This window comes from Bartonella sp. SD1336NMGDW (assembly GCF_042193565.1).
Classification (GTDB): domain Bacteria; phylum Pseudomonadota; class Alphaproteobacteria; order Rhizobiales; family Rhizobiaceae; genus Bartonella; species Bartonella grahamii.
In genome coordinates this window covers 77505-98197 of the sequence record NZ_JBHILW010000001.1, presented here as the reverse complement: position 1 = coordinate 98197, position 20693 = coordinate 77505, and the positions used below count along the sequence as shown (strand labels likewise).

At 38.7% G+C, this 20693-nt stretch carries 17 protein-coding genes; 11 read left to right on the top strand and 6 right to left on the bottom strand.

The window, feature by feature from the left end:
• Window positions 1-7 precede the first annotated feature (7 nt).
• The 4 genes from atpD to ACFIKH_RS00460 all read left to right on the top strand — a co-directional run bounded on the left by atpD (window position 8) and on the right by ACFIKH_RS00460 (window position 4867).
• Window positions 8-1651, top strand: a complete 1644-nt coding sequence (gene atpD, locus ACFIKH_RS00475) for a F0F1 ATP synthase subunit beta (RefSeq protein WP_375670712.1) — start codon at window positions 8-10, stop codon at window positions 1649-1651.
• A gap of 108 nt (window positions 1652-1759) precedes the next feature.
• Entirely contained in the window at window positions 1760-2176 is a 417-nt protein-coding gene (atpC, locus tag ACFIKH_RS00470) for an ATP synthase F1 subunit epsilon (RefSeq protein ID WP_375625229.1), read from the top strand.
• A 24-nt stretch (window positions 2177-2200) separates the two neighbouring features.
• Window positions 2201-3829: an MFS transporter gene (locus tag ACFIKH_RS00465; protein ID WP_375648174.1), complete on the top strand. Its 1629-nt coding sequence runs from the start codon at window positions 2201-2203 to the stop codon at window positions 3827-3829.
• Window positions 3830-3859: 30 nt separating this feature from the next.
• Window positions 3860-4867: an HlyD family secretion protein gene (locus ACFIKH_RS00460; protein ID WP_375625231.1), complete on the top strand. Its 1008-nt coding sequence runs from the start codon at window positions 3860-3862 to the stop codon at window positions 4865-4867.
• A 477-nt stretch (window positions 4868-5344) separates the two neighbouring features.
• On the opposite strand, the gene ACFIKH_RS00455 is transcribed toward ACFIKH_RS00460, so the two are convergent.
• Window positions 5345-5629, bottom strand: coding sequence for a hypothetical protein (locus tag ACFIKH_RS00455; RefSeq protein WP_375648175.1), 285 nt, complete (start codon window positions 5627-5629; stop codon window positions 5345-5347).
• A gap of 864 nt (window positions 5630-6493) precedes the next feature.
• Here ACFIKH_RS00455 and ispG point away from each other — a divergent pair.
• A complete protein-coding gene (ispG, locus tag ACFIKH_RS00450; RefSeq protein ID WP_375625233.1) occupies window positions 6494-7735 on the top strand; it encodes a flavodoxin-dependent (E)-4-hydroxy-3-methylbut-2-enyl-diphosphate synthase in 1242 nt (413 codons plus the stop codon).
• A 340-nt stretch (window positions 7736-8075) separates the two neighbouring features.
• Window positions 8076-9227 carry an MFS transporter gene (locus ACFIKH_RS00445; RefSeq protein WP_375625234.1) on the top strand — a complete coding sequence of 384 codons (1152 nt, stop codon included), beginning with the start codon at window positions 8076-8078 and terminating at the stop codon, window positions 9225-9227.
• Between the two features lie 564 nt (window positions 9228-9791).
• Here the strand turns inward: ACFIKH_RS00445 and ACFIKH_RS00440 are convergent.
• Entirely contained in the window at window positions 9792-10694 is a 903-nt protein-coding gene (locus ACFIKH_RS00440) for a polyprenyl synthetase family protein (protein WP_375651721.1), read from the bottom strand.
• A gap of 424 nt (window positions 10695-11118) precedes the next feature.
• Between ACFIKH_RS00440 and rpmF the strand changes: the two genes are divergently transcribed.
• Window positions 11119-11298: a 50S ribosomal protein L32 gene (gene rpmF / locus ACFIKH_RS00435; protein WP_005774555.1), complete on the top strand. Its 180-nt coding sequence runs from the start codon at window positions 11119-11121 to the stop codon at window positions 11296-11298.
• Window positions 11299-11565: 267 nt separating this feature from the next.
• Entirely contained in the window at window positions 11566-11694 is a 129-nt protein-coding gene (locus tag ACFIKH_RS00430; RefSeq protein WP_375670867.1) for a hypothetical protein, read from the top strand.
• A 1955-nt stretch (window positions 11695-13649) separates the two neighbouring features.
• Here the strand turns inward: ACFIKH_RS00430 and ACFIKH_RS00425 are convergent.
• From ACFIKH_RS00425 to ACFIKH_RS00415, 3 genes are all read right to left on the bottom strand, one after another.
• Complete coding sequence (locus ACFIKH_RS00425; RefSeq protein ID WP_375626593.1) at window positions 13650-14234, bottom strand: CarD family transcriptional regulator; 585 nt, start codon at window positions 14232-14234, stop codon at window positions 13650-13652.
• Between the two features lie 304 nt (window positions 14235-14538).
• On the bottom strand, window positions 14539-14880 hold the full coding sequence (gene fdxA / locus ACFIKH_RS00420) for a ferredoxin FdxA (protein WP_375648180.1): 342 nt from the start codon (window positions 14878-14880) through the stop codon (window positions 14539-14541).
• Between the two features lie 21 nt (window positions 14881-14901).
• On the bottom strand, window positions 14902-16482 hold the full coding sequence (locus ACFIKH_RS00415; RefSeq protein WP_375653585.1) for a hypothetical protein: 1581 nt from the start codon (window positions 16480-16482) through the stop codon (window positions 14902-14904).
• 582 nt (window positions 16483-17064) lie between these two features.
• Here ACFIKH_RS00415 and ACFIKH_RS00410 point away from each other — a divergent pair.
• The gene (locus tag ACFIKH_RS00410; RefSeq protein ID WP_015856975.1) at window positions 17065-17976 is read left to right on the top strand and encodes an RNA polymerase factor sigma-32; all 912 of its coding nucleotides are present in this window, start codon (window positions 17065-17067) and stop codon (window positions 17974-17976) included.
• Window positions 17977-18023: 47 nt separating this feature from the next.
• Window positions 18024-18155, top strand: a complete 132-nt coding sequence (locus ACFIKH_RS00405; RefSeq protein ID WP_375648182.1) for a hypothetical protein — start codon at window positions 18024-18026, stop codon at window positions 18153-18155.
• 143 nt (window positions 18156-18298) lie between these two features.
• On the opposite strand, the gene ACFIKH_RS00400 is transcribed toward ACFIKH_RS00405, so the two are convergent.
• Window positions 18299-19876: a M48 family metalloprotease gene (locus tag ACFIKH_RS00400; RefSeq protein WP_375670709.1), complete on the bottom strand. Its 1578-nt coding sequence runs from the start codon at window positions 19874-19876 to the stop codon at window positions 18299-18301.
• Window positions 19877-20032: 156 nt separating this feature from the next.
• On the opposite strand from ACFIKH_RS00400, the gene ACFIKH_RS00395 reads away from it, so the two are divergent.
• Window positions 20033-20668 (top strand): thiamine diphosphokinase, encoded by a 636-nt coding sequence (locus ACFIKH_RS00395; RefSeq protein WP_375625240.1) that lies wholly within the window; start codon window positions 20033-20035, stop codon window positions 20666-20668.
• The last annotated feature ends 25 nt before the right edge of the window (window positions 20669-20693 follow it).

The window sequence follows — 20693 nt, the reverse complement described above, 5'->3', positions numbered from 1 at the left end:
AGGATTGATGGTAAAAGCAGTAACCTCAAGCAAAGGAACAGAAAAAGGTGAAAAAAAGAAACCAGCTGCTCGTTCCGGCGTGAAAAAAGCCGCTTCGAAGTCTCAAGTGGATGTAACGGCTTCAGTGGATGTAAAGGCTTCCTCTGCGCCTGCGCGTAGTGCAGCTAAAGATACACCTGTAAAAAAAGATACATCCGCAAAAAAAGAAGAGCGTGCACAAGGCGCTGTTGGTGAGATCAAGCAGGTTATTGGTGCTGTCGTTGATGTGCAATTTGAAGGTGAATTGCCAAATATTCTTAACGCTTTGGAAACAGAGAATTTAGGCAATCGCTTGGTATTAGAAGTTGCGCAGCATTTGGGTGAAAATACCGTGCGTACGATTGCTATGGATACCACTGATGGTTTGATGCGGGGCCAAAAGGTTGTGGATACAGGCACGCAAATTAGCGTTCCTGTAGGAGAAGCAACATTGGGACGTATTATGAATGTGATTGGAGAGCCGGTGGATAATGTGGGACCAATTCCTGCGACCAAAACGCGTTCTATTCACCAAGAGGCACCTGCATATGTTGAGCAATCAACCATTTCAGAAATTCTCGTCACCGGTATTAAAGTTGTGGATTTGTTAGCTCCTTATTCTAAAGGAGGTAAAATTGGCTTGTTTGGTGGCGCTGGTGTTGGAAAAACCGTTCTTATTATGGAGCTTATAAACAATATTGCAAAGGCTCATGGTGGCTATTCTGTATTTGCTGGTGTGGGAGAACGTACACGGGAAGGAAATGATCTTTATTATGAAATGATTGAAAGCCGCGTGAATGTGAATCCAAAAGAGAATAATGGTTCAACGGAAGGGTCGAAGTGTGCCCTTGTTTACGGGCAAATGAATGAACCACCAGGAGCGCGTGCGCGTGTGGCTCTCTCAGGATTGACAATTGCAGAAAGTTTCCGTGATGAAGGACAAGATGTTCTCTTCTTTGTAGATAATATTTTCCGTTTCACGCAAGCTGGTGCTGAAGTGTCAGCGCTTTTAGGGCGTATCCCTTCTGCTGTGGGGTATCAGCCTACCTTGGCAACGGATATGGGGGCTTTGCAAGAACGTATTACCAGTACAAAAACAGGCTCTATTACTTCCGTTCAGGCAATTTATGTTCCTGCCGATGACTTGACGGATCCAGCGCCGGCAACGTCTTTTGCTCATTTGGATGCAACAACTGTTCTTTCGCGCTCTATTGCGGAAAAGGGAATTTATCCGGCGGTTGATCCGCTTGACTCCTTCTCGCGTATGTTGGATCCATTGATTGTAGGAGAAGAGCATTACACTGTTGCTTGTCAAGTGCAAACCATTTTACAACGTTATAGAGCGCTTCAGGATATTATTGCTATTCTTGGAATGGATGAACTTTCTGAAGATGACAAATTGCTGGTGGGACGGGCGCGTAAAATTGAACGTTTCCTTTCGCAACCTTTCCATGTTGCGGAAGCCTTTACTGGTTCGCCAGGGAAACTCGTTCCTTTAGAAGAGACAATCAAAGGCTTTAAAGGTCTTTGTGCTGGCGATTATGATGATTTGCCAGAAGCTGCTTTTTATATGGTTGGTTCGATTGATGAAGCACTTGAAAAAGGAAAGCGTCTCATGGCAGAGGCGTCTTAATAAGAAGCTTCTTGTTCAAGAGAAAACTGTCATGAATATTTTTCGTTAAAAAGGACAAGTCGTTGAAGAAAACAGAGAGTCCTTATATCGGGTATTGTGGAGACTTTTGTGGAAAACAATAGAGAAGAGCATTTTTTATTTGAGCTTGTATCGCCTGAAAAAATTGTGTTTTCAGAGCAGGTAGTGTCTGTTGTTCTTCCTTCAGCTTCAGGTTATTTGACAGTTATGGCGCATCATGCGCCATTGGTAGCAAGCATTGTGTTGGGTAGTGTGCGTGTTCGCACCTCTTTGGGTGAAAAATTGTTTGCTGTATGTGGGGGCGTTGCAAATATCACCTTTTCGGGCTGCTCTTTATTGGTAGAGCACGTTGTGGCTGTAGAGCATCTTTCTTTTGATGTATTGGAACAGCGGATTTTGCAGGTTCAAGCGACATTAGAAGGAGGGACAAGAGATGAGGATAATCACAAAATAGAGGCTTTTTTCCAGCAATTGTCAGCTGATGGTGCTGTGTTGATAGAAGCGTAGCAGCGTATACAGGAAAAAGGTGACATGAGCGGAAAAAAGAGTACGGTTGTGTTTGCTAAAAGGGGCGGAAAACCTTTTCCTCGTCCTGGTCGTGTTTTTGCAGGACCTTTGCCGAAATGTTTTGTTTATATTTTTGCTTCTCTTATTTTGCAATGGGCTTATGGTTTAGGGGCTAATATTGTTCAGTCTAACATTGTCCATCTTACGGGTGATTTTCACGCAACTTTGACCGAGACAACATGGTTGGTAGCGGCCTATATGGCGCCAAATGTGAGTGTAGCGATTATGTTGATCAAAATCCGCTATCAATTTGGGTTGCGTGCTTTTGCTGAATTATCAATCCTTGGTTTCGTTTTGGTTTGCGTGTTGCAACTCTTTGTTACGGATTTGCGTTCTGCATTGATTATTCGCTTTTTTGCTGGGATTGCTGCTGCTCCTTTGGCTTCACTTGCGCTGCTTTATATGATGGAGGCTTTTGCTCCAGCAAAGAAGTTTACTGTTGGTCTTAGTTTGAATTATATGAATGCGGCTTTAGCGGCACCTTTATCGCGTTTGATTTCTCCTGATTTGCTGGAAAATGGTGGTTTTTCTAGTCTTTCCGCTTTGGAAATGGGGTTGGTTCTCATCAGCTTGGTCTGTATCTATACTTTGCCTTTAACGCCTGTTGTCCGCAGTAAGGTTATTCAAAAGTTAGATTGGATAAGTTATGGTTTGATTGCTCTTGGTCTTGGATTAAATGCCGTGATTATGTCTGTTGGCATATTGTATTGGTGGTATGAAGCGCCATGGATTGGTTGGGGGCTTGCACTTGCTATTTTCTCGTTGGCTATTGCTATTATTATTGAGCTTAATAGAGAAAAACCGCTGATTGATTTACGTTGGATTTTCAGTAAAGAAATGGTTCAATCTGTTTTTATTTTATTGATCTTTCATGTTTTTTTGTTGGAACGGTCAAATTTGCCCGTAGGTTTTTTTAATCTTTTTGGTTTGCTTAATCGTGAGATGGCGCCCATGTATCTTGCGGTGACATTGGGTACTCTGTTAGGGGGGGCTGTTTGTGTCTTTTTTTTACGGGCGGGGCGTGAAGATTATTTTTATTTGTTATCTTTAGGTTGTTTGGCGCTGGGAGCTTATTTAGACAGTCGTGTAAACTATTTAACACGTCCGAAAGATATGATGTTGAGCCAAGGGTTGGTGAGTTTTAGTTATGCACTTTTTTTGCCTCCTGCTCTTTTCAAAGGGTTTGTGATTGCTGGTGAGCGAGGACCGCGTTATGTTTTGAGTTTTATTGCGGTTTTTTTGCTAACACAAGTGACAGGGGGATTGATGGGATCGGCTTTTTTTGGCAGCCTACAGTTTTATTTTGCCCATAAAAACTTTGAGTCCTTAACACAAAATATTGTTGTGACTGATCCGCTTATTTCTGGTGAGATGAATACTTTGTTTTCGCCTTCTTATGGTGCTTCTGTTCCCCATGGCTTGAGGAGTGAACAGGGTACTTCTATGTTGATAGAAAAATTTAAGTTAATAGCAAATATTTTTGCTTATGATGACGTTTTTCGGCTTTATTTTTATATTTCAATGATTGTATTCATTATTTTTCTTGTCACAATGGTTGTTAAGTCATGCTCTTTGCGGGCGTTAGAAAAGTAGAATGATGCCCATAGAAGAGGGGTGCAAAAAATGATAAAAGCATTACGGTCAAAAGCTACGATTGTTGCATTCTTGTCAGGTGTTACGGGTGTTTTGCTGATTTTGTGGGCTTGGAGACTTCCTCCTTTTGTGAGTAACATTCAAATAACGGATAATGCTTCCATTAAGGGCAATGTTACTCTGGTTAGTTCACAGATCTCTGGGGTGATTGCACGGATTTATGTGCAAGATTATCAACGTGTTGAAAAAGGAATGCTGCTCTTTGAGCTTGATGATTCTCTTCTTCGTCAGCAGCTTGCACGGGCACAGGCTGTTCTCGATTCAAAAAATGCAAAACTGGCAAGTATTGAATTGCAAGCTCAGATTTTACAGGGAGAAGTTAATGCTGCAGAAGCAGAATTAACGCGTTCACGAGCATTCTCTAATGTTGTTCCTGATAGTAAAAAGTTAGGCTTTGGTGATGCTGCAATTTCTGTTTCTCGCCCTCTTTCACAACTCTTGGCAGCCCTAGAAACAAAACGACAATTGCAAAAACAATTAAATCTTGAACGGCAAAGTTTACAGTCAGAAGTTTCGGGAGCAAAGGTGAGTGTTGAGTTGGCAAAACTTAATCTTGATCATACGAAGATTTTATCTCCTAGAACAGGCTATATTGGATTGGTTGGCGCTAAGGTAGGGCAATATGTTATGCCGGGTACGCAATTGGTTTCTGTTATTTCTGATGATATTTGGATTATTGCTAATTATAAGGAAACGCAACTTTCTCAGATGCGTGTGGGACAACCGGTTGTTTTTTCTGTTGATGCATTGAACAACAAAAAGTTAACGGGGCGTGTGGTTCGTTTTGCTCCGGCGACAGGTTCAGAGTTTTCATTGTTAAAAACAGATACGACAATTGGTAATTTTATCAAAATTGCGCAACGTATTTCAGTACGGATTTCTTTAGATCCTGGGCAGGAGGGGATTGAAAAGCTCATTCCTGGGATGTCTGTGGTTACGTATGTGGATACTTCGCAGCGGGTCGATTCTGGAGGATAAATTTTGGGTTTTTTCAGTTTAATTCTTGTGTCATTTACTTATAGCAAATGGGTATTCACATTGGAAGATTTCGTTTGGTTTTTTATAATACATCTTTTAAAGCTCTTAGGCTCCTTAATCTTCTATATCATGATGTAAAATAATGTTCCTTAAAATATTAAAGCGCATGCATCTTTACTGACTTCCATTTCTTTTGAAATAACTCGGTAGGGGGGATAGATGCAATGTTGAAAACTTTTCTTATAGTTTCTCACAACACTGTCCTTTGAGATGTGGTGCTACCGCGTGTTTTGAGGATAGGGGTAAGGAGACTGCCAGATAGAAAATTGGATAATAGATTGGTGGAATGGATGGAAAACTTATCTTTTGGAGGAAAGCGTAAAGTTAGGGGGAAAGATGTAAAGTTTATATTTTGTAAACTATAAAAAATGCCCGCTTTGAGTCGGGCATTAAAAGGGAAGGTTGTTGGTTGTGTTGTTAATTTTTACGGATCAGCAAGAAGCTTACTAAAACGACTCCTGCTGTTAGTGCGAGGGTTTTTTTAGGATTTTCTTTCGCTTTTTTCTTTAATTCTGCAGCATGTTCGTTGAGGTGATAAAGCGCGTGACGGACTTTTTGTTTCCATGTATCAAACAGCTCAGAAATGTTTTCAAAGTTATCATTTTGAGAACTCCAATGATTTACGGGGACCAGCTCTCTTTTTAATTGTGCTATACGTTTTTTAATTTTAGCATTTTTTCTATGGGGTGAAAATAGACACATTTATTGACTCCTTCATGTGTTAAATTGTTGCGTGACAGTTGGAATTGTGTTTGGGGTTTTGCTATAACGGCTTGAAAATTGAAAGGTTGCATTGATAATGCCGCGCGTGGGTGAGATGAGAATTAAGAGTTTGGTTTTAATGAGGCATTTCTTAATGTGCTCGAGTTCATTTCGTGATGGTGTTTGTTAAGGATTTAAGGTAAAAATTTTTACAAAATGGTGTAAAATTCATTCTATCATCTTTATTTTATAAAGATGTAAGTCGGTGTCTTCATTTTTTTGTTTGTTTAAAGTGTTGGGATAGCTTTTGGCACTTGAAATAGTTTATAAGGAATTTTTATCTACTTGTTCTTTTGTGGCTTTAGGGAGTGGTATTGATTCAATTAAGAAGATTTAAAATGAGAAAATCTTACGATATTTGGGGTTGCCATTCAAATTTGTAAAAAATTGATTATTATAAATCAATGTGTTGGATTAATTGGGCGGTGTCTTTCATGCATTTTTAAAAATTGCGCTTTGATAGGTGTTATCTGTTGTGTTGTAAAGCACTGTTTTGCGATGACGTGGATGTGCGGTATAGGCATGCAACTTAAAAATACAGTATTGTCTCTATTTGGTTTCAGTTTCTTTTTGAATCAACCAAGTGTAGAAGTATAAACTTGAACAGAAGTAGTAGAACTTATCCGGTGCGTCTATAGGATGAATCGCACCTATGAGTTGAATTGCATCAGTGGTTAGTAGGTGGAACCTTTTGAGAGTAATCTGTTAAGATTGGGGGGCGGTGTAATTTTCGTCCTTTGAAGCGTGGAGGAAGTCAATGTAAATGATGATTGATAGCGCAGGTTTTAAAAATTTGAGGACTTGATGAGTACGACCTATTTTTTATCTAAACCACTTGAGCGTCGTCGATCTGTTGGTGTTGCTGTTGGTGATGTGATCATTGGGGGGCAGAGCCCGATAGTTGTACAGTCAATGACCAATACGGATACAGCTGATGTTGATGCAACTGTTGCTCAAGTGGCTGCTCTTTGGCAAGCTGGTTCACAATTGGTTCGGATTACTGTTGATCGTGATGAAGCGGCGGCAGCTGTACCAAAAATACGGGAGCGATTGGAGAGGTTAGGATTTTTTGTACCCTTGGTTGGGGATTTTCATTATATTGGACATAAGCTTTTATCTGATCATCCTGCGTGTGCTGAGGCGCTTGCAAAATATCGCATCAATCCTGGAAATGTTGGTTTTGGCGCAAAAAAAGATCGTCAATTTGCAGAAATTATAGAGATTGCTTGTCGGTATCATAAACCTATTCGCATTGGCGTGAATTGGGGCTCTCTTGATAATGCATTGTTAACACGGCTTATGAATGAAAATGCACAGCAAGAAAATCCTTTATCGGTTGCTGAAGTGATGCGGGAAACTGTTGTGCAGTCTGCTCTGCAATCGGCTCTTTGCGCTGAAGAGATGGGGTTGGGACGTGATAAAATTATTCTCTCTGCTAAAGTGAGTGATGTCCAAGATCTTATTGCTGTTTATACCACCTTGGCGGCGCGTTGTGATTATGCTCTTCATTTGGGATTAACGGAAGCTGGGATGGGAACAAAGGGCGTTGTTGCTTCTTCGGTGGCTTTGGGCATTTTATTACAACAAGGGATTGGCGATACAATACGAATTTCCTTAACACCAAAACCTGGTGGTGATCGGACACGAGAAGTAAAGGTGGGGCAAGAACTTTTGCAAGTAATGGGTTTTCGGCAATTTTTGCCTGTGGTTGCGGCTTGTCCTGGTTGTGGGCGCACAACCTCAACGGTCTTTCAACAATTGGCGCAAAAAATTGAAGCAGATTTATACAAAAATATGCCTGTTTGGCGTGAAAAATACCCTGGCGTTGAAAGTTTGAAGGTTGCCGTGATGGGATGTATCGTCAATGGACCGGGGGAGTCAAAACATGCAGATATTGGAATCTCTTTGCCTGGAGTGGGGGAAAGTCCTGCGGCACCTGTTTTTATTGATGGACAAAAGGTAAAAACTTTGCGGGGTGATCACATTGCTGAAGAATTTGAAGCGCTTTTGAGTGATTATATTCATACACGCTTTGGACAGGGTTGAAATAAATTCTTGGAGTGCATTTTTTCTTCATTAAAGGCTGTGTTTTTGCTTGTAAATCAATATTCAGTCCTCATTGTGGTTGCATGTTGAGAACAAGATGATCGTTCATAAATTGAGGCGCTTCTTCATTGTTTTCAAGTATTTCTCTTTGATAATACTGTCTTCAAACAGATCCAATAGAAAACTAAACGTGACATTATTTCCAGCAATTTTCAGAATATCAAATTGATAGGATTGGAGTTCTATATAGCGGCTATTGCCATATTTGTTATAAAATTTAAGCTTTTATCTTTATATAAAAGGATGTATTGACACCTTTCGTGGTGTTATTGGGGAATAGATGACAAATATATTAGCGTTTGGATTTTTATTTAACGGTATAAGAATTTTAACAGGTGCCTTTATTGTATTTTATATGCTTGAAAAAGGGCTAACTCTTATTGATATCGGGATCATTAAGTCGTTTCAGGCTTTTATTATGATGGTTACAGATATTCCTCTGGGATATTTTGCCGATAGAAAAAGTTATAAAATATCTATCGTTTTGGCAGCGGCTTTTGCTGCTACATGGCTATGTCTCATGGGATTTTCTACAAGCTTTTATGGTTTTCTTTTGGCAGAATCTTTTAATGCCTTATCGCTGACATTGATTGCTGGCGCCTATAATGCTTTACTTGTTCAATATGCAAAAGCAAAATTGACATCGACTAAAAAAGTGCTTGGTTCTAGCTCTCAATATAATTACATCGGCATGTTTATATTCAGTTTAATCGGCGCATATTTTGCTGATTATTCTAGCCAATATATATGGTATATCGCGGCGTTTTTAATGTTGATGACAACACTATTTGGTTTGTTTTTTCTTGATGACCTGAAAGGAGAAAAACAACCAAATAAAGCGAATTCTCTCATTTATGATGCTAAAGAGATGTTGTCTATTTTTATTAAAGTTCCTTATATCTCTTTATGCTTTTATTTTTCACTGATCTTTTTCAATATATTCTCGCAGTATTGGCAGTGGATATTTAAAGATCATAATATTAATGTCACTTATTTTGATCTTGGTGTGACATTTTCACTGATATTGCTCTCTCAGCTCTTGGCTAGTTTTCTCTTTACAAAACTAAGTGAAAGAGTGAATTTTATTTTACTACTGTTTCTTTCGGCTTCACTGATTTTTACAATGGTTTTCTTTGAGCCAAGAAAAGAAATTGCTGTTATTTTAGTCTGTATGATTTTTTACTTAATTAAGTATACATATCTTCGTGTAGAAGTTATTTTGCACGATAGTATTAGTGATCATTTCAGGGCTACATATGAATCTTTTTTGTCAACCGTTGGGAGATTTAGCTTATTGGTATTTTTTTACATGAGTGCGTATATGGTCAATATATTTGGCTTTTTCTCACTCGTTTATATTTTGGGTATTTATTTATTGGTTTATCTGTTGGCAATGTTTTTTTTGGAAGGAGCCCTAAAGAAATCTCAGTGAAAATAGTAACGTATTATCACGTGTGTTTCATGCAGTGCTATAGTGGGGCTAGGCTTTTATTTATTAAGGCGCATCATTGTTTTGCATGTTGAATGAGAAAGCTGAATAGTGTCAGTTACTCTCATTTAAAATCTATGTATGTTGAAGCAATCAAAGTCATCTGCTTGTACGTTATAAGTGGGCATGGCATAACAATCATTAAAAAGGAAATAAAAATGCTTCTCATGAATATTGTGCCAAGAGTTGCTGACAAGGTTGGACGCTGATAAAGAAAATGATTGTGCCGGATTATATGCTTATTAAGGAATGGTGATTGCGCATTATTTCACATTTTCTTTTTTCATTCTTTAATGGAAGGCACTTTTCATGCAAAATAGGATACCCAGAATACACTTGTGTTATAAATTCACGCGGCTTGTTTTAATGAAATTCCTCTCAAGATTTGTCGCATCCATTTCATGATAAGGACTATAATGGAGATTAATGGTAACGTTTCTTTGAAAAGTCTATTATGCATTTAACAAAGATGACGATTTACACTACGTGCAATAGCGTGGATGAAGTTTAATTTTTGCGTAGTGCACTAAAGTGTGCTGCTTGTTGGAGCGGGAGTGCTTTAGCGCCAAAAGGATGTAAGAATGCTTCTGCTTTACTGATGAGTGTATCTCGCTTTTTTTGGGTTTCTTCAATGCCGTAAAGATGAACAAAGGTCGCTTTTTGTGCCGTTTCATCTTTCCCAGCCGTTTTTCCTAGGGTTTGCGTGTTGGCGGTGACATCAAGAAGGTCATCGGTTAATTGAAAGGCTAAACCAAGATAGGTACCAAAATCAGTAAGCTTTTCGGTTAATTCTTTGGACGCATTGCCAATGATGGCGCCTGCTTGGCAAGCAAAGCTTATCAGGGCTGCTGTTTTCATGTGTTGTAGAGTGGTGATGTCAGTACTTTCTTGCGGTCTTTTTTCAGCTTCAAGGTCCAGCATTTGTCCACCTAACATACCGCCAAGTCCTGCCGATTGTGCAAGAGACGTGATCAGTTTGATTCTAATGTCTGTCGATAGAGTACTGGCTTTATGGGCAATGATTTCAAAGGCAAATGTTAAGAGGGCATTGCCTGCTAGAATTGCTGTTGCTTCATCAAATGCTATATGGACGGTGGGTTTTCCACGCCGGAGTATATCGTTATCCATAGCGGGAAGATCATCATGAATGAGCGAATAACAATGGATACATTCTAAGGCACATGCAACATCAAGAGAATGTTCTACAGGAACATCAAAAAGTGCAGCACTTTGAATCACAAGAAAAGGACGCAGGCGTTTTCCACCGTTCAGCACACCATAGCGCATGGCTTTGATTAAGTTTTTAGGGCGTGAAATTTCACCATTTTGGATTTGATCACTTAACAGGGTATCAAGCCGCTTTTCAACGGTGTATCCATGTTTTGCAAGAAGGGTGGTAAATTCGTGCATTCTTGCTTCCTTTGTTTTTACAAAAATGAAATTATGAAGTTTAAAAAGAAAGGTTGTCGCTTTTTCTTTTTTTCATAAATTGGCGTCGTTTTTTATTAAAAATCAACTTCTCTTTTTATCCATATCTCTATTGTATGCGCAAATCCCTTTTTAAACTAAATAAAAATTGAATGAAGGTCTTATAAAAAAGATTTCATTGGTGTATAAAATTCTCAAATTTTGCGGTGTTTTGGATATTCATTTGATCATTTTGACACCATTTTTGATGAAAAGAAGGTCATTTTGGTAAGAGGAGAAGCATTTTGACATTGCCTCTTCTTTTTTATCAGTGTATAACATCTTCAAATTTTATGGTGTTTTTAAATGAAGCATTGTCATTTTTGACATTGCTTTTTCTGTTTTAATGGATTTGGAGTGTCTTTTTATGGCTGTACCTAAACGAAAAACCTCTCCAGCGAAGAGGGGCATGCGCCGTTCGGCTGATGCTCTGAAGGCGCCGACTTATATCGAAGATAAAAATTCTGGTGAATTACGTCGTCCTCATCACATTGATTTGAAAACGGGAATGTATCGCGGGCGTTCCGTTTTAGTGGTTAAAGACTGAGCGTTTTATCTCTTTTCCAGTAGTAAGCTTCTTTTGATTCATGAGTGAATGCACGTTTGTGGCGTGCATTTTCGCTTTAAGATGAATGTTGAGGTGTCTTTGTATCGCTCTCATCACATTGATTTGAAAACGGGAATGTATCGCGGTCGTTCCGTTTTAGTGGTTAAAACTTTAGCGTTTTATCTCTTTTCCAGTAGTAAGCTTTCTTTGATTGATGAGTGAGTGCACGCTTTGGGCGTGCATTTTCGCTTTAATGTGGGTGTTGAGGTGCCCTTACGTCCTCCTCATCACATTGATTTGAAAACGGGAATGTATCGCGGGCGTTCCGTTTTAGTGGTTAAAACTTTAGCGTTTTATCTCTTTTCCAGTAGTAAGCTTTCTTTGATTGATGAGTGAGTGCACGCTTTGGGCGTGCATTTTCGCTTTAATGTGGGTGTTGAGGTGCCCTTACGTCCTCCTCATCACATTGATGTGGGAAAGGGAATGTATCGCGGGCATTCCGTTTTAGTGGTTAAAACTTTAGCGTTTTATCTCTTTTCCAGTATTAAGTTTCCTTTGATTCATGGGTGAATGCATTTGGTAAGATGTGTTTTTCGCTTTTTCTTGAGAGGATATAAAGGATTGCTTGTGTCAGTGTCTTTTATGATGACTTCGTTAAGAGCTGGAATATTGATATAAGTTAGCTCAGTAATGGAAGCATTTTGTATCGCACTTAATTTTTATTGACTGTAGAGGGAATCCTATTAGACCGTAAAATATCGTCGTTTAAGGCGGTTGTCCCATGTAAGGCTTTAAGCATACCGGTGTTTTTTATGAGAATATTTAAGGCAATGGTTTGTCTATAGGCTTATATTGTGACATGTGATTCTCAGTAAAAAAATAGAGATTTACATCACATTGATTTATAAAGATCATTCGTTTTTTTTACGCCTTTAATGAAAGGTCTATCGTAGGATTCTTTCATTTTGAATCAATGACAATGACTTGCTTTTCGCTCACAAGTGGGGCTGGCATGTGGGTAAAAACTCTATAAGAAAGGAAAAAATGTCTATAATGAATATTTTCAAATGTAAGGATTGTTGTAACATTGGGGGTTAAGTGTATGATGATGCCAGCGTGTTTTCTTATAAGCAGAAAAGAGAAAACCGTTACAAGACAAAAGGTGTACACATTCAATACTCTTTAGTGCTTTTGATGATAAAGACATATGAGACTTTTCTGTGAATATCACGCTTTCTTTTCATATTTTTGTGAATATAAGGGATTTGTTACGAACAGCTTGTAAAATAAGTAAACTTAAAATCAGATGTTTTATGTATGGGGTTGAGCAAAGTATTTTATCAAAGCTAATATGATTCTCCAGTTCATAGCTGGTTTATAAATGGTTTTATGGTGTTACTTACCTAAGTTTGTGATTTTTTTGTTATCTGTTCATCAATATCTAATCTTTAGCGGTCTGTTTAAAACAGAGGTTCAGACTTTTAAGAGTTCTATGAATCATTTTAGATTTTGTATGTCCGATTGGGGTAAGAATATTGCGTACATCTCGTAATCTCTGAAATGAGAATATAACCTCATTTTGGAAAAATATGAAGTTGCAAGGGATAATACCAACGCTCGTTTGTATTGTTATTTTTTAAGTTAACTTTACAGCTTTCAAAAATATTTGGAATGCCTTTTATAGAATGGAGATGATGGTTTATTTCATGCTTTTGTTTATCGCGTTCTTTAATGGGGGAATGCTTCTCATGCAAAATAGAGCGCCCAAGACAAAATATATTTATGCTGTACCGTTACGCGTTTTTGAAAAAGAATATTTTCAATATTTGTTGCATCCATTTATGACGGCGTTTTTGAATGTTCTAATGGTTTTGTAGAAGGGCAAAAGGTAAAGTCTCGGTGCAGTGTATAAACGGCACTATGATCTTTACGCTTAATAAAAAAGCAAGCCCGCACCCTTACACATCTTACCAGATTCCAATGTTGGTATATCCTTTGGCACTTGAGACACTTCTCGCTCTTTTTGTATAGTTTTTACCCACAGATCAGCCCCGCTTGTGATTGACAAGCAAGTGATTTTGATTGATTCAACATGAGAGAAATTTGAAATGAGAAATCTTACGATATTCAAGATTCTAATTTAATATGAATAATGCTAGATTATGATGATTAATCAATTTTTTATCTATGAAGCAAGAAAATGAGGAGGAGGGATTTGTCGAAAAGTTAGATTGTTTATAGATTGGCGCTGGTTAAGAAATTTTGTCCTTAAGGGCAGAGAGGATATTAAAAAAATAAAACCAGCGAAAAGCTGGTTTTATCAAAATATCTCATTATGATGAAAGAGTGTGTTATGCAGCGTAGACAGCTTTACTGTTTTCATCTGTTTCTTCTCTCTCAGTTTTAAATTCGCATTTTGGCTTGTTGGAGAGATGCATCTCTATGAGATTGATAGCTTCTGTTTCAGAAAGACTATTAATAACTGCAATTTCGCGGGCCATTCTTTCAAGAGCAGCTGTATAAAGTTGGCGCTCAGAGTAAGATTGTTCAGGCTGTAGATTAGAGCGAAAAAGATCACGGACCACTTCGGCGATACAAATAAGATCTCCTGAGTTGATTTTAGCATCATATTCTTGCGCACGACGTGACCACATGGTTCGTTTAACGCGTGCTTTTCCACGTAAAACTTTTAAGGCGCGTTCGACAGAGTCACTAGCAGATAATTTACGCATTCCAACGGAAAGGGCTTTTGCAATGGGGACTTTGACATCCATCTTATCTTTCGCGAAATGAATGACAAAAAGTTTTAATTTATGTCCTGCAACTTCTTGATCTTCAATCGCTATAATTTGTCCTACTCCATGCGTAGGGTAGACGATATATTCAGAGGTTGCAAATTCTTTGGTCTTGGAAGACGCTCCATGTTGGGATGCCATATTTTAGTTTACTCCCTTATGATCAACAAATGTATCGGAAAACAGGTTATAAACCTGAGGGTTGAGTTTTCTTTAACCAAGTATATTGTACCAATTAAGTGAGCATAAAAGCCGAGTACTTTTAAATCCAAAAAAAATACACCGCTTTACTATAAAAAGCAAAGAAAAATACTTAGAAAGATGATCATGTTAAAATAACACTAACATCAAACTTCCAAAGAATCAATCATTTCGCTTAAGGATTTTTTTATTTTTAAAAGGGAAGTCTTTCAATTGTTGAAGGAGGAGGGTTCGCACTGTATCATTAGTCTTCGCCGCTTCCTGGATTTTCTGAAAAATACTTTTCTAATTTATTTGGAACGCCATCCATTTCTTTTGCTTGAGGAAGAGGATCTTTTTGGGTGGTTATATTAGGCCATTTGTTTGCATAATGAAGATTAAGTTCTAACCACTTTTCTAATCCTGGTTCTGTATCAGGTAAAATTGCTTCTGCTGGGCATTCTGGCACACAAACACCACAATCGATGCATTCGTCGGGGTGAATAACAAGCATGTTTTCCCCTTCGTAAAAACAATCAACAGGGCAGACTTCAACGCAATCCGTATATTTGCAGTGAATGCAGTTGTCGGTTACTACGTGGGTCAAGATCAAACTCCATTTGTTACTTTAATTCTCTTTAGAGGAAAGTGTATGCGTGTTTTTATGATTGGTGAGTTGATCGCGTAGTATAGCTAGTTTCGCAAAAGGTGAATCAGGATTAAAGCGCTTTTCTTTTTGAAAAGGCTTATGATTTGCATGTTTGCCTTGGGATTTGTGGAACTTATGAGAGCGTTTTGTTTGTGATGGAGCTTCTTGAGGGGAATTTTCATTTGTGTGTTCCGCTTTTTTTACAGCGCTCTTCGATTTATTTTGCCACTTATTTCCTAATTTATCACGTTTTTTTTGTGCGTGGTGGTGAAATTGATGTCTATAATGCCATAGTAAAATAACTTTATCTTCTTGTGTAGGGAGAGGGGGGGGGGCAAAATTCCCAACAGGTTCAGCTGCCGGTAAATGATTGGTTTTATGGGGATATTTTTCAATACCAGAGGATAAAGTATTTGGGTATGAGGTATTTTTTTCTTCTCGTGTTGTTTCTGAATCGCTTATTGTTTTCCATTGACTGCCAACGCATTCTGCTGCAGGAACATCTTGCATTGTTCCATTGACAGAGGAAGAGGCTTGGTGTGCAAGGAGATTTTGTTCAAAAACAGTATTGCTTATGCTGTACGATTGATAACCAAGTCCTTTGAGGATTTCTTCCATATCGTTTCCATTGGCCCCAAGAATGGACATCATGGTTGGTGTAACAAAAAAACTTTTGCCATCATAGGCGCCATCGGGTTTGGGATCATTTCCTTGTTTCCAATGAAGTGCGGGGCGGATGAGATTGGCGAGACGTTCTAAAATATCAATCCTTACAGCACGTTGTCCTAAGATTCGGTAGCCTGCTAATTGATAAAATTGGCGGTTATAGGTAGGGTCAACAATCAAAGAGGTTCGACCAGCAGATAATGCTGACAAAATTTCACCCACACCAGTTTGATCTTGTTCCGCATTTTGAAGATTCCACAGGAGAGTAATGGCTTGAACCGGAGCAGGTTTAAGCATTCCGGCAACATAGATGTGAAAAGCGCCAAAACGTACGCCTAGACGCCGAAGCACGGCACGTGATTCTTGCGCAAGTTCTTTGACAATGTCTAAGACTTCGCGGCGTGGTAAAATCCCTAAAGAGTTAAAAAGTTGTAAAGCAAGACTGTTTGTTGAATCCGTTAAACTATCAGCATTACGCAAATCAAACAGGGGTTTTAAAGTCGTTTCAAAATGAAAGGTGACAAAGCGTTCTAATCGCTTCACAACGTTATTGCGGGATTCTCCAGTGAGTTGTTCATCTGCTAAAACAATCAGTTTTGGTTTGAAAAAATCTTCTGTTGCTACAAGCTGTCCTACGGGTTGACCAATCCAGCGCACAATTCCATCAGAACTGAGGGTAAAATCTCCATTTGCACAAGCACAAAAACGTGTTGCGCGTTTGGAAAAAGCAAGAATCAAATTTTCATTCTCTGTTGAAATTTGCTTCTCAGCTATTTGATCGCTACTGTTTTTGTTGGCATAAAAACGAAAACCTTCAAATTTACCCCTTCCGTGTTTTTCAATGAGAATATCATCTTGAAGAATTTCATCCTGTTGAACAATCTTGCTATCCATGATCATTTTCTTTCTCAGTGCGAAATTGGTCAAAAGCTTTTTGCGACAATTTCATAATGCTTCTCTTTCTTTAACACGTTTGTTGCGTTTGCTTCAATCACTCTTGTCGTTTTTTGCTGTTTCTTTTTGCGTCTTTAAAACTTGGATGATTCTTTTTTTTTATTCAGTTTTCATTCAGTTTTGATGCTTTATATTTGCAAATTACACTTATTGGTTGTATTGTAAGGATGAAAGCATAAATAAATTCTTCAATTTAAAAGGAAACAGAACCGGTTATCAAAAAACAGCTTTTGTTTTACATGATCATTTTATTTTTTTTGTTGTTTTGTCATGAAAAGTGAAGAGAAAGTTTTTTCAAATATTTCATAGGCTAAAAGGCATATTGTAAAGGCATTTTGCAGGTGAAATTGTGTCTTATGACAAGAATTTTTACCATGACAGTAAAAAAAAACAATTGCGATTATAAAAATACACGTTAAAGTAGTGGGTACAGAAGTTAACAACTTTTGCGTTCTTTTTAAGCAAAGAACAATGATGTCGTTGCCAAATCAATTTTGATAATTTTAATCGCAAGGGGTTATTATGGGTAATCTTTCAAATGCTGTTTATAAAAGCAGCAAAAATTATAGCGATGCAGACAAAAGCTTAGGACGTAATATGATGCGTTCTGCTATGCAAGCGCCTTATCTTGAACGGCAAAAAGAGCATGATTTGGCTCTGCGGTGGAAAGACAAACGTGATGATGATGCCATGCATCAAATTGCAGCAGCTCATATGCGTTTAGTGATTGCTATTGCTAACCGCTTTAAACGTTTCAAAATGCCATTGGGGGATTTGGTACAAGAAGGGTATGTGGGACTATTGGAAGCAGCTGCACGTTTTGAACCTGATCGGGAAGTGCGTTTTTCAACGTATGCAACGTGGTGGATACGCGCTTCTATTCAAGATTATATTTTGCGAAATTGGTCAATTGTTCGAGGGGGAACGAGTTCTTCGCAAAAAGCACTTTTCTTTAATCTTCGGCGGTTGCGTGCAAAACTGATACAAGATGATAGTGCTTTGTCAAAACAGGATATCTTTCGCACAATCGCTGAAAAGCTTGGCGTTTCCGTGCGCGATGTTGAAACGATGGATTTTCGTTTTTCCAGTTCTGATAATTCCTTGAGTGTTTCTGTTTCTGAGAACAGTGATAATCCCATTGCTAAGATGGATGTTTTGGTGGATGATAGTCCTCTTCCTGATGCTTTAATTGAGCAAGTCATTGATGGTCAAAGGCGTACACAATGGCTTTACGATGCGTTGCAAATTCTCAATGAACGGGAGTTGGAAATTATTCGCTTTCGTCGCTTAAATGAAGAGGGTGCGACTCTTGAAGTTTTGGGTGAAAAGTTAGGAATCTCGAAAGAGCGCGTGCGTCAAATTGAAGCTAGGGCTTTGCAAAAGTTGCGTTCTGCTCTTCTTACGGTTCATTCAGAAGACGCTTACGATATATAAGCAGTGAAAAAGGCTTTGGGGGGGGATGGAGGAAAGAGAACGTATAAGTGGGGGCATATGAGGATACGATGAAGTCAGTTTTAGGGGATGTCCAGATTTGTTTAGGAATATGCCTCCTTGGGGATGCTTTTGGTGCTATTGATGAACAGAGGAAGATTGGGGGTGATGTTGGTTGGTAGGAAATATGTATCAAACGGAGACCTTATAAAAGCATGATGAAGTTGGATTTTAAAGTGTTTCTCTTTATTTTCGAATATGCTTTAAGGGGGAGGACATGATACAGATAGAAAAGAATCAAAGCTGTAGAAGATGAGAAAAAGGCTTATTCTGTAATAATTTTCACTTTTGTACCTGCGGGTAAAGTTTGTGTTGGTGAGAGGGCGTTGAGGATGCGAAAGAGTTTTTCTTTATCTGGTGTGTGTTGCATTTTATTGGCTAGGTTTGCAACGTTTTCTCCTTGTTTAACGCGGACAACACGGATTTTTAAGGGCTTCAGTTTTTTTAATTGTGAAGATGAAAGAGAATGAAAGCTTTGTAGCGTTTTTTGGGCAACCTCTACAAAATTTTGAGAATTATGTGGGGCGGCTGTCAGAAAACGAAAGATGTGGTTGTTGAATGGAATGACAACTACATCAAATTGCCATTGCTCATTGGTAGCATGGGCTCGTGCTCCAAGTAAACTTTGGCTTTGGAATCCTTGACGCGTAAATTCTTGATGGGGGAGCCCCTGAATTGTGATGGGGCGGATAGATGATTGGTCTAGCCCGATAATCCAGCCGCTTTTCAAATAATCACTCGCAGATATTCCAGTAGGATGCGGAATAGCATCAAAACGAATCGCAATTTTATCTGGTCCACTGGCCCAAACAGTGTGTGCTGAATGTTCTATTGTAAAATTATTTGGAACAGAAAAAGCTATGCGCAACTGTGGGTGAATAAATTGGTTACCTCGTACAAAACCTGTATAAAACCCTCCTCCAAAAATCATGCCATCAATGCTTTTGAGAAAAGAATCGCGATCGGTTGTTTTACTATTCCCTTTACTGATTTTACGCGCCTTTTCTATCGCAAGCCGAATGCGTTGAGGGGTGGTTGGGTGAGAAGCTAGAAAATCTAGAGAAGCATTTTGAGTGCCGGAGATATTACGCAAAGCACTATAGGCTTCCATTGTTTGAAGAAAGCGCGGTGAAGCAAATGGATCATATCCTGCTTGTTGGAGCATTTCAAGTGCAAGGGAATCAGCTTCCAGCTCTTGATTGCGGGAAAATTGCGCGAGTTGTTGCTTGTTTTGCACAGGGTTATGAAGTTTTTTGCCAATAGAAGAAAGAAGATGTGAAGATATGTGATTTGCCATCTTTAATTGGGCTTCTTTTTGCAGGCGTAAAATGCCATGATTGGCTCTAATATGTGCTATCTCATGGGCTAAAATGGCTGCAACTTCTGAAGAATCATTGGCTAATGCCAGCATACCACGAGTGATGTAGATTGCGCCATTGGGGAGCGCAAATGCGTTAATACTTTCTGAGTTTAAAATTGTTACAGAATAGTTTTGATGAGAACTATGGGATGCAACTGTCAGTTTACGGACAATCTTTGCTAAAAGGTGTTCAAGTTTTGCATTATAATAAGCGCCGCCATACATTTGCAAAATACGCGGGTGTTGCAAAGCGCTTAATGTGACATAGATATTGTGATTGTTGGTACGTTTGATTGTTTTAGAAGAAGTGGAAGAAAGCTTATCATTTTGAGAGAGGGGCGTATGACAAGCCGAAAGGAGAAACGTTAAACTTATGAGAGTGGCTTTATACAGGCACGAGTGAAAAAGAAAATTGCGTTGAAAAATGGGGTGCGTTGGACCATGGTGCACATTATTTCTGCGGAGTAATTTGGCAAATTGCATTTGTATCTTTTGTATCTTTGTATCGTATGTTTCTTTAAGAAAGACATTAGGGATAAGGATTCGTTGGGCTATATCACGCTTTTTGTTTATAAAAAATGACTCTCACTTATAAAAGGATGCGCTGTAAAGGAAATTTTGTGAAAGGCAAAGTATGGCATGACAACATTTACGATATTATTAAATGGAGATGTTCATATCACTGATCGTTTGCTTAATCAAATTCAAAACAGTCGGGTGATTGCTGCTGATGGTGGTATGCGTCATGCGGCAGCGCTTAATGTGTCGCCTGAGTTGTGGTTAGGCGATTTTGATTCGTCAGATGAGAATTTAATACGCAAATATAGTCATGTTCCGCGTGAAGTTTTTCCCTCTGATAAAGATATGACAGATAGTGCTCTGGCTTGTGAAAGAGCGCTGCAAAATGGCGCTAAAAAGCTTATTTTGTGCGGTGCTTTGGGAGGTGAGCGAAGTGATCATAGCCTTTCTCATATGACGCAAGCGTTAATGATGGCTGAAAGGGGCATTTCAGTGTTGTTGACAAGCGGTTTGGAAGAAGGCTGGCCGGTTTTGTCAAAACCCTGTTCGTATGATTTGCCTAAGGGATGTTTGTTTAGTATTATCGGTTTTTCTGATTTAAAAGGCTTAACTCTTAAAGGGGTAAAATGGCCAATTTGTGACAAAAATGTGTCATTTGGCTCTTCTTTAACACTTTCTAACCGTATTTGTGGAACCTTTTCTTGCCATTTAGGTTCTGGAAAAGCTATATTGTTAGCGTCTGTGCCTATTCCATAAAGCTCTTCCAATAATATTTTGAATA

What these genes read in the sequence shown, in the direction of transcription:
- atpD (WP_375670712.1), top strand. Translation starts at nt 8, where the DNA reads ATGGTAAAAGCAGTAACCTCAAGCAAAGGAACAGAAAAAGGTGAAAAA.
- ACFIKH_RS00465 (WP_375648174.1), top strand. Translation starts at nt 2,201, where the DNA reads ATGAGCGGAAAAAAGAGTACGGTTGTGTTTGCTAAAAGGGGCGGAAAA.
- ACFIKH_RS00460 (WP_375625231.1), top strand. Translation starts at nt 3,860, where the DNA reads ATGATAAAAGCATTACGGTCAAAAGCTACGATTGTTGCATTCTTGTCA.
- ACFIKH_RS00455 (WP_375648175.1), bottom strand. Translation starts at nt 5,629, where the DNA reads ATGTGTCTATTTTCACCCCATAGAAAAAATGCTAAAATTAAAAAACGT.
- ispG (WP_375625233.1), top strand. Translation starts at nt 6,494, where the DNA reads ATGAGTACGACCTATTTTTTATCTAAACCACTTGAGCGTCGTCGATCT.
- ACFIKH_RS00445 (WP_375625234.1), top strand. Translation starts at nt 8,076, where the DNA reads ATGACAAATATATTAGCGTTTGGATTTTTATTTAACGGTATAAGAATT.
- ACFIKH_RS00440 (WP_375651721.1), bottom strand. Translation starts at nt 10,694, where the DNA reads ATGCACGAATTTACCACCCTTCTTGCAAAACATGGATACACCGTTGAA.
- rpmF (WP_005774555.1), top strand. Translation starts at nt 11,119, where the DNA reads ATGGCTGTACCTAAACGAAAAACCTCTCCAGCGAAGAGGGGCATGCGC.
- ACFIKH_RS00425 (WP_375626593.1), bottom strand. Translation starts at nt 14,234, where the DNA reads ATGGCATCCCAACATGGAGCGTCTTCCAAGACCAAAGAATTTGCAACC.
- ACFIKH_RS00415 (WP_375653585.1), bottom strand. Translation starts at nt 16,482, where the DNA reads ATGGATAGCAAGATTGTTCAACAGGATGAAATTCTTCAAGATGATATT.
- ACFIKH_RS00410 (WP_015856975.1), top strand. Translation starts at nt 17,065, where the DNA reads ATGGGTAATCTTTCAAATGCTGTTTATAAAAGCAGCAAAAATTATAGC.
- ACFIKH_RS00400 (WP_375670709.1), bottom strand. Translation starts at nt 19,876, where the DNA reads ATGCAATTTGCCAAATTACTCCGCAGAAATAATGTGCACCATGGTCCA.
- ACFIKH_RS00395 (WP_375625240.1), top strand. Translation starts at nt 20,033, where the DNA reads ATGACAACATTTACGATATTATTAAATGGAGATGTTCATATCACTGAT.